The organism is Pseudobdellovibrionaceae bacterium, from assembly GCA_023954155.1.
Lineage (GTDB): Bacteria > Bdellovibrionota > Bdellovibrionia > Bdellovibrionales > UBA1609 > JAMLIO01.
Genome location: JAMLIO010000001.1, coordinates 473,531 through 489,340, shown reverse-complemented (window position 1 = coordinate 489,340; position 15,810 = coordinate 473,531). Strand labels below are relative to the sequence as shown.

Sequence of the window (15,810 nt, the reverse complement as noted above, 5' to 3'; positions counted from 1 at the left end):
TTTTATACTAGGATGATTTTATGCCCTTACTACATTCGGACAGACAAAAAGTGATCTTTTTTGCCTGTTTAATGCTTTTAGCCGCCTTTGACCTTTGGTTCGATTTCAAACATGGGATTCCAGCTAAGCATTTATTCTTCGAGATTTTTGTTCTTTTTGTGTCAATTTTAGGCTTTAACTATTTTGTGGCCATTTGGTATCGCCAAGAGCAAAAGAAAAACCTTACTTTTCAAAGTTTACATCAAAAGCTTCAAGAAAGAGAAACGGAAATTCACTCTTTACAGGGACAGGTTAAAACCTATAAAGAAGAGTTTCGAGGGGAGGTCGAACGCACCTTTCGCTCATGGGGGCTGACAAAGTCAGAATCTGATGTGGCGGGTTTTCTTCTTAAAGGTTTATCCTTGAAGGAGATTGCTGATTTACGAAGCTCAAATGAAAGAACGGTAAGGGCACAGTGTGGATCTATATATAAAAAATCTAAGCTCAATGGACGCAGTCAGCTGAGTTCTTATTTCTTAGATGACATGATTTAGATTAAACTCTTACTTTTTGTCTTAGTTTAAAATCACATCATTGTATAAAACATTTAAGCTTTTAGAATCTGGATTTAATATTACATTGTGTGCATTGGATTGTGTATACTTGCCTTTTTTGATAAGAGTATAGGAAAAACAAACGCCCTTTTTAAGTCCAGGTCAAAACATAAGCGTTAATTATCAGAAGGTTTTCCTAGGTCCTTTGGCTAGTTTTTCGGCTTTTTTGCCAGAAGAGGGCTGTTAACAAAGGAAAATTAAAGATTCTTTGAGAGTTATTTCAAAGCAATCATAGATTTAGACACACTTTGGCCCTAACCTCCAGATTACCAATTAGCAGGAAGCTGACTTTCATCAGAATCATGAATGAATGTTCTGGGTTTGGGCGGCGCTCGTCCCAAACTGGGTTTGAATTTCGGAGCAACGGCTAAATACCCCATACTTTCAAGAATAGTTTGGATGGCTTGCTTTTCTTTAATTGTAGCGATTAATTTTAATGAACCACCACAGAACTGACATTTTGTGACGTCAATTAAAAACACCCGTTTTAGCATTTCAGACCAAGTCATGTTGTTAGTTTTTCTCTTGGATGCAGATTTTTCTTTTTCAACTGATCTTTTTAGTTTTGGCACAATCTGACTCCTACTCTTAGCATTTGGAGCCAGAATTCCATGATATCGAATAAGATTCGCCCTTGGGGGTGGAATGATTGCCGCTAGTTTTTCTATTAACTCTTGCGGAGAAAATATAATATGTGTTGTTCCATCATTCCATGGACGCTTTAGTCTGTAGCCAATATCACCGCTTGGTAGTTTAAACATTCTGCCCGTGGCGACAGGTCCTCTGCTGATATACCGACAGAGTTTTTCTAATTTTTTTCTTTTGTTTGCTGGGACCCTCACATTGGCATGTAAGCTAAAGCCACTGATATTAACCCCGCCATCAGGAGAATGCTTTACATAGGTTCTAAAAAGTTCATTTTTAAGTCTTCGAAGAATTTTACCCGATCGATCACCCGCCATTGAAATCTGCATAATAGAGGCTTGAGTTAATCTGTCTTGAACCCATCCATTTTGATCTTGGCCTGTATCAAAATAGCCCTGTCGTTCCAGTAACCTAATTACTTTTTTTCTTACCTTTTGCGCTAACGATTTTAGTTCCTCATTATTAGGCCCAAGAACAGAGTAAAAACAAAATTTACCGTTCACTTGATGATAGATGCCATCTAAAAAAAGTGTATGAAAATGCACGTTAGAATTCAGTGCCCCACCTGCTCTTTGGATAACTGTGACAGCTCCTGTTTGAGTATTTTTAAAACCCAACTTTTTGGCCTTTCTTCGATACCTAAACTGAATGGCGTTAATAAATATTTTAAGAATTTGACTGATAAGCTTTGGGTTGTATGCCATTAAAAACCTAAGCTGAAATGGAAAAGACAATACCCATTGCCTGACTCCCACGTTTGGAAGAACATGATCAATCAAATGACTAGCAGTAAAGTTCATCCTTTTGGCACAACAACTTGGGCAAAACCCCCTTCTCTTACAAGAAAATGCGACAAGTTGGCTTTTTTGACAGTCTTTGCAGTAAAGTCTAACAAAACCATTAGCTAAAACTCCGCATTTAAAATAATCCTCTATTTCTTTAATGACAAAACTTGGAAGAATTTTCTCATCTTCATGGTTTTGTATAGAACTTAAAAAATCCAGCCAATGATTTTTAAATATTTGATGAAGGAGAGAGGCTTCAGGTTGTCTTCTAACATAAAGAGGGAAAGCATTGGTCACAACATGGTCTATATGCAAACACAAAGACAAGATCGTGAGCCATTTTAAAATGAGTTTGAGTGTACATCACTGCCCAAAATTTCGCATGAAACCGGACATGAAATATAAAAACTAAGTAGGTGACCCTACCCCCAAAAACCAGTCCATGTATAATCGGACTGAAGTGGAGGATTGATCTATCCCCATCGACAAAGCCAGTATCTTTCTGAGTGACAACGCATTTGATCTATCCCCATCGACAAAGCCAGTATCTTTCTGAGTGACAACGCATTAACAAGCGGTCTGTTTATTCATTCTTCTCCTAGCAAATTCTCTTGGTGTCAAGTTGCCTATTGATGAATGAGGTCTCCAATTGTTATATTCTATACGCCATCTTTCCGCCTTTCTTTGGAAGTCCTCAAGGCTTGAAAAGAGATTTGCATTTAAAAACTCATCCCTAAGTCTACCGTTAAACGATTCTATGTGCCCATTTTCTGTAGGCTTTCCAGGTCTAATAAAATGTAACTTTACTTCATTTATATAAGCCCACTGATCAAGTTTTTTTGATGTAAATTCACTCCCATTGTCTACACATATAACCTCTGGAATTCCTCTGAAAATTTTTAAACGCTCTAGTGTTTCTATAACCTGTTCTGATTTAAGGCCATACCCAGAATCAATTGCTAGGCTTTCTCGACTCAACTTATCAACTATGGTTAACATCCGTATCTTACGGCCATCAATCAACTGGTCATGCACAAAATCCATTGTCCAAACTTGATTAAGATTGGTCGGGGTAGGAGGTGTAACTCTTAGCTCAGTTGTAAATTTTCTGCGACGAACTTTCTTGGTGCGTACCCATAACTGCTCTTCCTTATAAATCCTATGAACCCTTTTGTGATTAACCTTCCAGCCTTCACGCCTAAGTAAGACATGTATGCGTGGACAGCCATAACGTGGCCTTGATTGCGCTATGCTGATGATCTTTTCCCGAACTGCACGATCATCTCTAGGGTGGTTCTTATAGTCATATGTTGACCGAGCCAGACGCAATAACCTGCAAACTCTACGATGGCTCACGCGAAAATTCTTGACCAACCACTGACCAAGATCGCGTCTCTTAGCAGGTTTTAGAGCTTTTTTTGAACCACCTCTTGGAGCATTTGTTTATCCAGCATGAGGTCTGCTACTAGGTTCTTTAAACGACGAATCTCGTCTTCTTGCTGTTTTAGCTTGCGTAGCTCACTTATCCCTAACCCTGCATACTTCTTCTTCCATGTATAAAAAGTTTGCTCGGTTATTCCTAGGCTACGACAAACTTCCTTGGCTCGTTCGCCAGACTCGGCTCTGCGAAGGGCGTGCACGATCTGTTCTTCTGTGTATCTTGTTTTTTTCATTTATCCTCCTTAGGGCTTTAAGGACCACTTGTCACGACGCTTCTAAAGATACCCATGGCCTTCTTTTTGGGGAGGAGGTCAAGTGGCTTGGGGCGCGCAGGAAGCGAAAGCTTTAACCACTTGGCTACCATGCCCAGTGTAGAACCTTGAATCATGATTGAAAGAAGAACAGCAAAGAAAACAAGATTAAACACATCGTTGGCGATATCCATCCCTGCCGCTGCGGGATAAGTGGCAAGAACAATAGGTACGGCTCCACGCAGACCTGCCCAACTCGCAAATATTTTATGCCGAATTTTAATGCCCATGCCCAAAGTTCCCACAAAAACTGCTACAGGACGCGCAACAAAAGAAAGGGCTAAGAACAAAAGAGTCCCTTCAAGCCAAACGTTTGCTAATTGTTTGGGGAATACTAAGACTCCCATTAACACAAACATCCCGATGTTTGCTGTGGTAGAAACGGCATCTGAAAAATTCAAAACACCTCGTCGATGCACATAAGTAGAATTTCCCAGAACATAACCACCCGTAAACACCGCAAGCATACCACTGGCTTGAGCCATCTCGGATACGCCAAACATAAGAAGAACAAAGGCGATAAATAAAATGTAATAGTAGCCTCTGTCTTGTGTGGTTAAGCGGTTGAAGGTCCACACAGCACAACGAGCAATAAGAAAACCAATGATAGGTCCTACCCCAAACTTCCAGAAAAAAGACAGAACCGTTGTAAGACCAAAACTCTCACCACCACTTAGACTTGCTACTGCCACTGTGGTCAATAACACCGCCATAGGGTCGTTAGCCGCGCTTTCAATTTCTACAGTAGAAGAAAGTTTTGTAGGTAAGGACTGACGACGTAGGATAGAAAAAATAGCGGCCGCATCTGTTGACGAAATGATGACAGAAAGAAGGATAGAGAGCTCTAAAGACCACCCCAACCCGATATGGAGGCATAAAAACAACACAAGGGCTGTCAGAATTACGCCCCAAGTGGCCAAGCCCCCTGCGGGCAGTGCTACGGCACGAAAATCCACCCTTTTGGTTAAAAGCCCACCATTAAAGAGGATAAAGACTAGAGCAAGGTTGGCGATTTGATTTGCCAGAACAAAGTTGTCAAAGGCCATAAGATTAAGAAAATCGCTGCCAAACAGGATCCCTGCGCCCAGTGCCACTAAAATAATGGGCACACTCCATCTCTCCAACCAAACGGACGCTAAAACTACGGCAATCAATAGGATTGGAAATATAATGTAGGCAACATCCATGCAAAGCCCTTAACTGTAAAATGTTTCAATTAAACTTTAGGATAACCTATGGAATAACTAGCATATTGGGCCACTGTCAAGAAAAGTTCAAACCTTTTGCACTCAACAAAAAAACCACAGCTAATGCCCCTTTTGGTAGCAGTTTTATATGCTACTTTTTGTTGGGTCATCATCATGACAATCATAAACTTTGTCAGGTGAGGTTTTGATACTAAAATGAAAATGTCCATTTACAAAAGCTGGATTATTAAACGTTGTTCTTGGTTTCATGTAGGTTAAAGAAAAAACCACTCCACTGGCACTGGTCGCTCTCATGCTAAAATCACCATACGCAGGATCTGTGTCCACCTGTGTGATCTGAAACTCATCACTGCCATATAAATCATTAAAGAACCCTGAAAGTTGAAAGTCGTAGTCGATGACAACTCGGTCTGAACTCAGAAAGGTAAACGAAAGCTGACATGTACCTGACCCATCATCAGTAACCACTTTAGGGTTTAATCTCGCTTCTCCTTGGGCTCCATTTAAGGTTAATAATTGTATCACTCGCGCGGTGAAGTCTTCGTTAGCTGTCGCCTGATTTTGAGTTACAAACAACAAAAATACACACAATAGCACTGTCATAATTAAATTATCTCTTTTCATACAAAACACCCCTCAACCCATTATTTTCCTTCCGCTCGTATACAGCAGGTTTGATTTTTTTATTATAATTTATGGGTTTTACACGGCGTGATATGTTCGTTCACCTATTCTATTTAGCGTCTCTTAAGTAACATCATCTCTCAAATCAAATATAAATTACTCTTTGCAAAAGAAGAACTTTAAGAGTTTTGTTTTGCCCCCACTTCGATATCCCATTCACGACTCTAGGACGATCGGACATAGAATAACCCTATATCTCTCAATGCCTCAGTACAGCAGATTGCATTCCGCTCCAATCATCAAGGCTTATAAAACCATCAATAGTTCTCTGTGGGTATTTTGAAATCAATTTTAGAAAATAAAGTTGCTATATATGGCAATTTTTGATAGGGTAAAAATGAGGCGACGCAAATACGATATAAATGTAACCATCAACGATATTAAAATTAAACACGTAGTTATCGACCCTCACTATGAAGATAAGCACACGGAGAGCATCAGCGATGAATTGATTCTCAAGCTGATTTACACACTAAATGACAGAACCTTTGAACCCGTAGATGTAACTCCACCATTCTCTTATTTTAAAACGGATCCGCACGAATGTGAAGGTAAGAAGTATCGGCTTATTTGGTTACTTGAAGACGATCAAATTTATATCGGCGTTGTGAACGTACACAGGAGGTAACCATGGGTTTTCCAGATAAAAAACAAATTAAAAATGCTCTCAAAAAGATCAAAAAAATAGAGGGAACACAAGGGCCCCCAGAGCACCCAACTCCCTTAGAAAGGTTTCGTTACGACCTACAACAAGAGTTTGTAAGATACAAACTTAAAACTAAAATCTCTCAAAAGGACATGGCCCTACTACTTGGCGTCGATGAAGGAAAGGTTAGCAAAATTTTACATAATCATTTAAATGGTTTTTCTACAGACCGCTTGATCAGCCTTTTAGAAAAAATTAGTCCCAATATCAAGCTTAAAGTCAGCTAAACTGGCTTTAGTCGCTCTATACACTCGGACCATATATGCTTAAATTTCAGTAGAGATTTTATTTTTTTGATCTTATGAACTTTAGACCAAATACCAAGGCCTAGTTTTTATTTTAAGTATTTAAGACCTGATCTGTATATTCTAGAATAGATCTATGGAAAAATATTATTTATAATTGGTTTATGTTTAGTTTTGTGCCCCAATGCATCTCTTGCTAAATCAAGTAAGAGACAACCGAATACTTCTTTCACTCTTCCCAGTACTGAAAAAATTAAAACTATGTCTAACAAAGAAAGACAAGTATTTTTCCATAACCTACAACAGGTGATGACTCGCTTTGAAAAAGATTTTGGATATGCGATTTCTAGCGAGTTCAAGGGTGAAAGTGCTTTTGTCGCTTTAAAAAATATCTTTGTTGCTTCTTATTACAAACCTACCATTCTTAAGACATATCCCCTAAAACCCTTACCCAAAGGCCAGTTTAAGGGTTGGGCCTCTGTTATTATGACCAATGCAATCCTATGATGGGGCATGAGAAATCGTACTCTCATCATTTTTATCTTATCTCTGGCCTTTATGGGCTGCATGGACGACCTACCCACTACCGATGTTCCTGTGAATATCGCCAGCATCTCTGATCAACACGAGATTGAATCTGTGGTTTTTGAAATCGAACAACTTTTAAGACATTTTGGGTCTCCTAGAAATTTAAAATCCATCCCCATACTTGTTACAGATACACTAACGGGAGATGGCCGATGTGTTCTTTCGGCAGAGAACAACGCCATCCTTATTAACAAATCTTTATTTTCCCACGAGGACCTTGATCCTAAACTCCATCAAATTTCAAGATTGTGGTCCGTGATCTTACACGAGATTGGGCACTGTTACTTTTACCGCGAACACGAAGACAAGTATATTCCAGCGACCCAAGGGCATGTGTTTCAATTTAAAAATAAACTTAAGGTTCAAAACGACTATCAGTGTTTTTACTCTAGCAAAACTTTTTGGCCCGCTACTGTGATGGGTAAAAACGGGATTTCAGTAACACCAGAAAGTTTAAAAGAATTTTATGTAAAAGAGTTAATTGGACACCTCGCTCGCCCTACCCAAGCCGATCTCCTTCAATATCAGGAAGTGAGTCTCGCTTCGGAAGCGACAGTGCTTGATGATTCTGAACCCATCGGCTGCCATGATCTTTGATTTAAACTGATCCTGCACCCCTCTTGATCGACTGATAGAGATGAAAACGTGTACTTTAACGTACACAAGCATTACAATCCTTATATTTTTAGAAGTTCAAATTTTAAAGTTCCAAGATAGCCGACATTAAAAAGCCTCCTCAATTTCGATGAGGAGGCTTGAACATTATCTTTTCATGCTCTCTGCGGAAAGAACAAACTTATTCTATTCGCACTTGCTGCTGCCACAATCCATGCACACAAAACACCCTTCTTGCAGCTTGATGTTTTGGCTTTCACAAGCCGTACACTTCATAGTTGTGATTTCAGTGATGTATTTCTTTAACGTACGCGCAATCGCTTTAGAGAAAGAAGTGATGTTCCCTTCACTCTTGATCAGTTGCGATACGATAAATTCAATATCAGCCCCATGTCTAAGTGCTGTGGAAATCATACGCGTGAGTGCTTCTTGCTCATCAGATTCAAAAAAGTTTCTGATATCACGAAGAACCCAACCATCTTTGGTTTCCAAAACATAAAGACCCGATTTTTCTTTGATCAATTTTCCATGAGTCAAATGCTTAGGCAAATGCAAGCGACTTTGTTTCATGGCAAAAACCTCATACGGGTCATTGTCCAATAGCCCTACAATCACCACCCACTTTTCGCCTGCGCTGGTGATCTGGTGAATATCGCAGTCTAAAATGTCTGGTCTTGGAGTGGCCTTAGTTCTTGGCACACCTTTAACGATCTCGTTAGCTCCTGCAGCTGTACTTGTAGAGGATAAGACCGCAGTCATTGTGCCTTCACGATAAGATGTACAGCCCTTAATAGTTCCTGTCTTATACACCTCATAGTAAAGACGTTTAAAGTCTTCGTAAGGGTAGTCAGCAGGAATATTTACTGTTTTTGACATAGCCGAATCTATGTATTTAGAAAAGACACCCATAGTTTTGATATGGTCATCAATATTTAAATTAAAAGACGTCGCGGCCCAGTCCGCATTGTCTTCCCAAGTGGAGTTCTCTTCGTGAAAGCGTACCGCGTAATCTCGAATACGAGACTCTTTTAAAAGCCCGCGAGAGTTATCGTACTTCCACACTTCACCATTAAACTCAGTCACTAGGATACTTTCATCCCCTTCTTTAGCCCATTTCCATTCAGTTTTAGGACCAGCAACATCGTAGGTTTTGGCTTCCCAGTTGATGTTTTTAGGAACGCCCATTCCTTCTGGTGTAAAAGGTTGCATGGATGTGCGCGTATAAGACGCTAGGAATAACGGCTCCAATCCGCCAGACACGTTATTGGCAAAGACTGAACTGTTGCCCGTAGGTTGAATAGATAAAAGATGACTATTTCTTGTCCCGTGCTTTTCAATAAGCTTTTTGGTTTCGGGTTTAAGTTTCTTTACAAATTCACCACCAAGATATTTTTCTTTATCAAATAATGGAAAGGCTCCTTTTTCTTGGGCAATCAAGGCCGAAGATTTATAAGCCTCGTTCATCATAAATTCACCAAGAGCTTCTGTAAGTTCAATGGCTTTATCTGAACCATAACGCACTTTAAGCATCATCAACGCTGAGCCGTAACCCAAAACCCCTAAACCAATACGACGCTTTTGTTGTAGATTGTCTTCCTGTTCTGGAAGTGGAACTTGAGTTTTATCGTTCACGTTGTCCATAAAACGAACCGCAATAGGAATGATCTCTTTAAGTTTGTCATAGTCCCAGTTCTGTTTTTTCACATCTACAAATTGAGTTAAGTTGATCGAACCCAATAAGCAACATCCACCCACAGGTAAAACTTGCTCTCCACAAGGGTTAGTGGCGTTGATGTACTCGGTGTAATAAAGGTTATTCAAACGGTTGATGGTATCAATAAATAAAATACCTGGTTCATTGCGATTGTATGTGGACTTCATAATGAGCTCCCACAATTCGTTCGCATTGGCAAAAGTCTTATAAACTACAGTAGGAAAGCCTTTAGACTTCCACTCTTTTAAATTGCCATTCCAATATTTTTTATACTCTTCAGCCGCAGTCTCATAATTTGGAAATTCCAAATTCCATGGCTCATTGTTTTCAACGGCCTTCATAAAATCATCTGAAACAAGGAGAGACATATTGAATTTAGTTAAGCGTCCTGGAGTTTGTTTTGCCGTGATGTACTCTTCAATATCAGGGTGGTAAACAGACATGGTGACCATTTGGGCCCCTTTTCTGATTTTTTTCTTACCCTTATTATTCTTTTTCTTTAAACCACTGCCAGCAGTGATCACGGCACTTTGCGTGTCCCACATCTCTAATAATTTCACAGCACCTGGAGAGTCCCCTCCAATGCCTTCTACGTAAGCTCCACGAGGGCGCATCACATCCGCACAAAACCCATATCCGCCTTCAGATTTTAAGATAAGAGCCTGACGACGTAACTCATCCATGATGCTCACCATAGAGTCTTGGTCTTCGCCTCTAAAGCCACTGACAAAGCAGTTGATATAGGTTGTACCCTTTAAGCCTGTTCCTGCGTTAGACGTGATTCTTCCCCCTGGGACGAATTTAAAGTCTTCTAAAAGGTCTAAAAATTTCTCAGTCCAATACTCTTGCAGCTCAGGACGTTCCACAGAGGCTAAGTCTTTGGCCACGTTTAAATGACGTTCGTTCACATCATTTTCGTTTCCAAATCTATAAGTCAGATTGAAGATCTCTTCCGAAAAGCTATCCGTAAACTGAGTGTTTCTCTTTTGAATTGTTTTTGCGTTTTTAGCCACTGGTTTTGTGGTGGCCTTTTCAGTTCTTGCGTTGCGGTTTACTGCCTCTATTTCCAATTTTTCCCTCTCTCTAAAAATATACCTGCTATCACTCATTCATCTACGTATTGTGTCCCTACGCTGGCTTTGCCCCTATACTTAAACGTCTCACTTAAATATCTACGCTCAATATTTGTATTAAATGGTAAGGCCGCACATGCGAAGGTCTTACCCATTATAATAGTAAAGCCAAGTTGAAGAACAAGGACTTTATCTCAAATGACATCCCATTGAAAAAGAATCCTTGGGCCAAAGGGGCCAAAACCTTTATTGATGCAACGGTTTAAGACTTGTCAGAGTAAGGATTAGGCAGTCCGAAAATAGGGGTCGCCCGATAGAAAGGCAAAAAGGCGTCTCCTGGCAAGAGCCCTCCCACAGCTTCGCTTGGGGCCCCCTGAATAAGAAGAGGTTGGCTATTGCTTTTGAAATAGGATGTGCACCACAACGTACATCACTCACAAAAGTCCGTTTTTTATCACCAAATAAATCGCCACACATAACAACACTACTTTATATAAAACCACAAAGTAGCGCTCACTTAAACGGTCCAAAATTTTAACCCCTAATTCTGTTCCCACAATAGCCCCTATGACCATCACCGAGATCAGGTCGATGTTTTTAATGAAGTCGAAACCCAAAAAAAGAAAGGCTGGGATTTTTAAAAAATGATTCACAATTTGGGCTGAGGCTTGAGTCGCAATGATCTCTTTCTTGTTTAAATCCTCACGCAAAAAGAAGACCCCAAGTAAGGGGCCCGTGGCCCCAATAAACATTCCTAAAAAACCTGCCACAAAACCTAAGGGTGCATACTGCCAATACTGAAGCCGAATAGATGGTAGGGATTTAGGCTTAAAAACTGTGTAAAGCACCAGAAGCACAATCAAATAGAGGGGCAACTTTCCAACGGCAAAGCTTTTCAGTGCGAAAACAGCCAAAAGTGTTCCCATAGGTACACCTATAAGAAAGTATATAAAAATCTTCTTATGAATGTGAGCCCGCAATAGAACGGCTCGGCTTAAATTGCTAACGAGCTGAACAAGACCATGCACGGGGATTACAAAAGAGAAAGGAAAAAATACGCTTAAGACAGAAAGCAAGATGATCCCACCCGCCATTCCCACTACAGCCGACACCACCGATGTAGAAAGGGCCAGTAAAAAGAGCAGGGCATAAATCAACATGTTTTACCTTAAAGAATAGCTAACGCTTGTGAGATTAAAGTTTGGTGACGCACCCTTTGTCGCCTTCCAGACTTTATAGATAACACTATGAACGTTCATAAGCTACCCTATTACCTCGCAAGTTTATATATCTGGCCGTTGTCTGTGGAGTAGTAGAGGTCGCCACTTGGAGACTGCTTGATGTCGCGGATACGTTCTTTGCGGTCTTGAAATATCCGCTGTTCTTTGATATTTGCACGATCTTTAATGTCGAGCACATTGAGATGGGTGTAAGCCAACGCACCCAAAATCAGTTTCCCTGTCCATTCTGGAAATTTTGTACCTGTATAAAGCTCAAGCCCAGAGGGAGCAATACTTGGTGTGTACTGGTAAATAGGGTCTACGTAGCCTTTTAATGAAGTATGTTTACTGATTTTTGGTCCATAGTACTCTCGACCAAAAGTCACCACAGGCCATCCGTAGTTCTTACCCTTTTCAATGATATTGACTTCATCTCCACCGCGAGGACCATGTTCGTGTTCATAAAGAATTTTATTTTTAAGATCATAGACCAAACCCTGTGGATTTCTGTGCCCAAAACTCCAAATGGTCTTTCTGGCTTGTTTATTTTTAACAAAGGGATTGTCTTCAGGCGTTTGCCCCTCAAGGGTCATACGATGAATCTTGCCTTGGTCTGCCGCAAGACTCTGAGCACGATCCCTCTCGCCTCTATCCCCTACACTAAAATAAATGTACTTACTGCCGTCGTGCACTATCCTTGAACCAAAGTGAATCGAATGTTTGCTGGCGTTGTTAGCCACAAAAAATTCTTTAAGATTTTTCACTTCATTGTTTTCTAAAGTTCCAAAGGCCAGAGCTGTAGTAAAGTTTCCTTCTATCTCTTTTGTATAAGAAAAATATATTCTTGAGTTCTTATCAAATTCAGGATGCAACATGATATCTAAAAGTCCACCCTGTCCATGAACTTTAGACTTAGGAACGCCTTTAATATCTTGCAAAACCTTACTTTTGATATTGTATAAAAATAGCTGCCCGTCTTTCATACTGATGAACAGTTCATTTTCATTTTTAAACTCTATTCCCCAAGGTATGCCTTTGACTTGTGTTACAGGAGTGACTTTATAATTTATTTGTTCTTTTGGTTTAACCGACTCCTTGCCATGAACTGACAAACCCCACATTGTCATTAGAGAAACTAAAATATAACTGGCCTTGTTCAAACTCATATTTGGTCTCCCTTTATATAGCCCTTGCATTGAGTGCAACTTCAAGTTTTAACACAAAGAAGCCAACAACAAAACATCTTGCGCCTTGGGCTGTCATCTTGTCTGTTTCACAATGACATGCACTGTGTCTCATTTTTATCTCTTCATGGGGTTTTCATTTTGTTTTCTAACACGCAGGTTTACAATTATAGAGTTAAAAGGAGTGCGGGACGTATGAAGAACAAATCTTTTTTCCATAAATCAGAGTATGAAGAACTTTATTTTTTAAAAGAAAATGATCGTCTGATCAAAAAAATTCACGATGAACAAAAATCGACTTCCGATCTTAGTAATGTAGTACAGCTTTTTCCAGAAAAGGAAAGTAAACCTATTAAAGACAAAAAATCAGCGTAAAAACGCCACACACCTTTTACCACGAGAGGTCGCGGCTTGTGGAACGATGTCTAAGGGATGTGATTCTGTAGAGTTTTTTGGTTTCAGCATATCCTCAGTATAAACGTCTACTTGCACTAACCCTTGTAACAGTGGGCTTGCATAGATTTTACCAGATTCATAAAGCACGTACCTAGCACCACTACTTAATTTGCCATACATGTGATCGGGAAAGTGAGAGATCAGCCCATTTGCCACGCCTGCATGAAAAACCTCTATTCTTTTATTTACTGGGGTATAATGCTTGGCCTCATCTCGCACAAATTTAGTCTCTACCTTAGGAAAGAGTTTATCTAAATCTGCTTTGAAAGAAAACCACTCTTCACGCAAACTCCGTAGGTCATACATGACAATCACCACTTCAGAAATATTCTTATAGGTCTGCAAAGTTCGCACAGTAGCCTCAAACAGATATTGAGGCGGTTTCTCTAGGCCTTCTTGATAACTGCCCGCATAGTTGATGCTATTATGGACAAACAAAGTTTTTTTAGCACGTGACTTGGCAGGCATAAGTAGTTCTTCATACTTTACACGCCAAGATTTATAACTCTCTATAATTTCTTGATACCTCTTGGTGCTTTTAATTTGAGCGACAACACTAGGAGCTGCGTCTTTCACCGTAAGTCCCATCGCCATACTATGTAAAATCTGCGTCGCCGAAACAGGATGACCCAAACCAGAAACAAAACTTATATCGTATCTATCAAAGGGCAGATGAGGACGTGGCACACCTGCTCGCGCTACCACAAGGCGAGGCCTAGGGTCAGAATCTAAAAGCCCTCGGTCAATCACTCTGTACAAAGAGTCCATACCCAATACATGTGTCAGTGGATCACGAGATTTTAAATATTGCTGTAAAGAATTTAAAACAGAGCTTAAGGTATGACTTCGCTCCGTATCTAAAACACGTTTTGTAGGAAAAACAGCGGCTTGCTTTAAACCCTCTAAACCCAATTCCACAAACCGCAACCTCTCTTCCCACTCCAGTGCCGAGAAGACTTGAGTTTTCGGATTGTTCGAGGCATGTGGCGTAGGAATGACAAACACAAAATCCAACTTATCACTTTTAAGAGCGGCCTCAACAACACTTCGATGACCCCGATGAAAGGGCGCAAATTCACCTGTAAAATATCCGATCCGCAGAGGCTCAGACACAAACCAATCATTAAGTTGAGCGATCAAATTTAAAGTTCCCTTAGGCTCTATCAAATACATGTCACTTAATAGACCCTTAAGCTGACGCGGAGGAGTGTCATTGAGAGCTGTCGCCAAAACATTAAATCCTAAATTTTTTGAATACGAATTACGACGGGCAGCTGCGATCTCTGATTCACTCATTTTCAAAAGAGGTTCATAGGCCTGAGGCAACAGACGCTCTAGCAAGCCCAACTTATGCAGCTCTTGAATTTGCTGAGTCACGGCTGGGTCTTCTAAAAGCTTCATAAAATTTCGTAATCCCTGAAACTGATTCAGCTCATTAGGAGTCTCTGCAAAGGCCCACTGTATCGCTTCACGAGCAGCCACAGGTAAAGGCAAGGCTTCCATTTTTGCAGCTCCACGAACAATTCTCAAAGTGATGTTGAGCGGATCAAGCCTCAACTGATTCTTTTCAACAATATGAATCCGAGAGGCCTCCCAAGACAAGTAACCTCGAAAGGGATCATCAATAAGCCCTTCCCTAAAAGCCCCTTCGTAACCCAGTTTGACAATCTTTCTAGCCACCTCAGTAATACGCATCCCTTGCGGGATATAGATGCGCACGCGGTCCACATCTAAAATCCCATTCAACTTCACATCTTCATAAGAGTGCATCAACGTTAAATCTAAAGTGGGATGATGAGCCACTGCTGGCAAAAAGAAAAACCCATATCCTGCGTTGTAACCAAAGTCCTTTGGATTTTGGGGATTGGTACGAGGCCTAGGACGCAGTTCATGCTCTAAAAACTCTCCAACGGTTTCTGATTGTAGACTTCGGCCCATTTCTAAGGCCATCTGTCTTGTGACCTCACGATCCATGTTTATAACTAAATCGAGGTCCCTAAACACCAAGGGCTTACCTTTTAAAATATGGTCTAAAAAGGCTCTGGAGCTTCCCCCGCCAATATAAACCTCTTTAGCTTTATGCTTAGAATACAGCTGCTCGATCAGCTCCTGAGACCACGCCTCAAGTCCTTTCGTATCCATAGCTGAAACCTGAAAACAGGTCATCATGAATAAGAGCCATACCCCCAAAAATTGCCGCACGGAATTCCCCCTCTTAAGATGGACCAACCCTAAACATTTGCCCTATTTTGGTCAAATATCCTCTCATACTTGGTAATAAATTTAGGGTGGGCTAGAGGCATAAAATCACGCCTCGTCTTGGGACACAGTGACATCTAAATG

General features: G+C 40.5%; 14 protein-coding genes. 6 read left to right on the top strand and 8 right to left on the bottom strand.

What is annotated here, in order from left to right; all coding sequences use genetic code 11:
• Nucleotides 1–20: 20 nt before the first annotated feature.
• Nucleotides 21–533, top strand: coding sequence for a LuxR C-terminal-related transcriptional regulator (locus M9899_02300; protein MCO5112986.1), 513 nt, complete (start codon nucleotides 21–23; stop codon nucleotides 531–533).
• A gap of 326 nt (nucleotides 534–859) precedes the next feature.
• Here M9899_02300 and M9899_02295 read toward each other — a convergent pair whose 3' ends face one another.
• From M9899_02295 to M9899_02280, 4 genes are all read right to left on the bottom strand, one after another.
• Nucleotides 860–2,320, bottom strand: a complete 1,461-nt coding sequence (locus M9899_02295; protein MCO5112985.1) for a transposase — start codon at nucleotides 2,318–2,320, stop codon at nucleotides 860–862.
• Nucleotides 2,321–2,590: 270 nt separating this feature from the next.
• A protein-coding gene (locus M9899_02290) for an IS3 family transposase (GenBank protein ID MCO5112984.1) occupies nucleotides 2,591–3,696 on the bottom strand; the annotation gives its coding sequence in 2 pieces (ribosomal slippage) (nucleotides 2,591–3,435 and nucleotides 3,435–3,696; 1,107 coding nt in all).
• Nucleotides 3,697–3,713: 17 nt separating this feature from the next.
• Nucleotides 3,714–4,961: a potassium/proton antiporter gene (locus tag M9899_02285; protein MCO5112983.1), complete on the bottom strand. Its 1,248-nt coding sequence runs from the start codon at nucleotides 4,959–4,961 to the stop codon at nucleotides 3,714–3,716.
• A gap of 144 nt (nucleotides 4,962–5,105) precedes the next feature.
• Nucleotides 5,106–5,606, bottom strand: coding sequence for a hypothetical protein (locus M9899_02280; protein MCO5112982.1), 501 nt, complete (start codon nucleotides 5,604–5,606; stop codon nucleotides 5,106–5,108).
• A gap of 373 nt (nucleotides 5,607–5,979) precedes the next feature.
• Between M9899_02280 and M9899_02275 the strand changes: the two genes are divergently transcribed.
• From M9899_02275 to M9899_02260, 4 genes are all read left to right on the top strand, one after another.
• Entirely contained in the window at nucleotides 5,980–6,294 is a 315-nt protein-coding gene (locus M9899_02275) for a hypothetical protein (protein ID MCO5112981.1), read from the top strand.
• A gap of 2 nt (nucleotides 6,295–6,296) precedes the next feature.
• A complete protein-coding gene (locus M9899_02270; GenBank protein MCO5112980.1) occupies nucleotides 6,297–6,599 on the top strand; it encodes a helix-turn-helix domain-containing protein in 303 nt (100 codons plus the stop codon).
• A 279-nt stretch (nucleotides 6,600–6,878) separates the two neighbouring features.
• Nucleotides 6,879–7,124, top strand: a complete 246-nt coding sequence (locus M9899_02265) for a hypothetical protein (protein ID MCO5112979.1) — start codon at nucleotides 6,879–6,881, stop codon at nucleotides 7,122–7,124.
• 6 nt (nucleotides 7,125–7,130) lie between these two features.
• Nucleotides 7,131–7,802: a hypothetical protein gene (locus M9899_02260; protein ID MCO5112978.1), complete on the top strand. Its 672-nt coding sequence runs from the start codon at nucleotides 7,131–7,133 to the stop codon at nucleotides 7,800–7,802.
• 204 nt (nucleotides 7,803–8,006) lie between these two features.
• Here the strand turns inward: M9899_02260 and M9899_02255 are convergent, their stop codons facing one another.
• The 3 genes from M9899_02255 to M9899_02245 form a co-directional block, all read right to left on the bottom strand.
• Nucleotides 8,007–10,604, bottom strand: a complete 2,598-nt coding sequence (locus tag M9899_02255) for an adenosylcobalamin-dependent ribonucleoside-diphosphate reductase (protein ID MCO5112977.1) — start codon at nucleotides 10,602–10,604, stop codon at nucleotides 8,007–8,009.
• A gap of 437 nt (nucleotides 10,605–11,041) precedes the next feature.
• Nucleotides 11,042–11,767: a sulfite exporter TauE/SafE family protein gene (locus M9899_02250; GenBank protein MCO5112976.1), complete on the bottom strand. Its 726-nt coding sequence runs from the start codon at nucleotides 11,765–11,767 to the stop codon at nucleotides 11,042–11,044.
• Nucleotides 11,768–11,877: 110 nt separating this feature from the next.
• Nucleotides 11,878–12,993: a PQQ-dependent sugar dehydrogenase gene (locus tag M9899_02245; protein MCO5112975.1), complete on the bottom strand. Its 1,116-nt coding sequence runs from the start codon at nucleotides 12,991–12,993 to the stop codon at nucleotides 11,878–11,880.
• A gap of 213 nt (nucleotides 12,994–13,206) precedes the next feature.
• On the opposite strand from M9899_02245, the gene M9899_02240 reads away from it, so the two are divergent.
• Nucleotides 13,207–13,386 carry a hypothetical protein gene (locus tag M9899_02240; protein ID MCO5112974.1) on the top strand — a complete coding sequence of 60 codons (180 nt, stop codon included), beginning with the start codon at nucleotides 13,207–13,209 and terminating at the stop codon, nucleotides 13,384–13,386.
• On the opposite strand, the gene M9899_02235 is transcribed toward M9899_02240, so the two are convergent.
• The gene (locus M9899_02235) at nucleotides 13,378–15,636 is read right to left on the bottom strand and encodes an adenylyltransferase/cytidyltransferase family protein (protein MCO5112973.1); all 2,259 of its coding nucleotides are present in this window, start codon (nucleotides 15,634–15,636) and stop codon (nucleotides 13,378–13,380) included. The genes M9899_02240 and M9899_02235 overlap by 9 nt on opposite strands.
• Between the last annotated feature and the right edge of the window lie 174 nt (nucleotides 15,637–15,810).